This is a genomic window from Planococcus sp. RAB007_Raresut (genome assembly GCF_057369535.1).
In genome coordinates, this window is record NZ_JBXYIF010000128.1 from 1 (window position 1) to 267 (window position 267).

The following is a 267-nucleotide window of genomic DNA, read 5'->3' on the forward strand; positions in this document are numbered from 1 at the left end:
GTAGGGACTCATAAGCAACCTCACTTCTGAAATTGATTTCCGGTCCCCGTCCTTGCCTTTTAAATATCCGCTTTCCGGCGTCGAAACGAAATCCACGCCCCTGGCGCACCGTTTCCCCGCCTCAACGGCCGAGCTTAGAATATCATCTGCACTCACTACGGCAACGGCAATGGCTGTTAAACGGTCGCATGACGGGAACCATTGGTCGCACATGATCAAGAGCGAGCCGCTAGTAAACACACAGTACACCTCTTAGCCCACTTGTTG

At 52.8% G+C, this 267-nt stretch carries 1 protein-coding gene; it reads right to left on the bottom strand.

Features of this window, described 5'->3' with window-relative positions; all coding sequences use genetic code 11:
- Window positions 1-240 (bottom strand): hypothetical protein (locus AC2Q9J_RS18015; RefSeq protein WP_499042066.1); only part of this gene is annotated, 240 nt, incomplete at its 3' end.
- Between the last annotated feature and the right edge of the window lie 27 nt (window positions 241-267).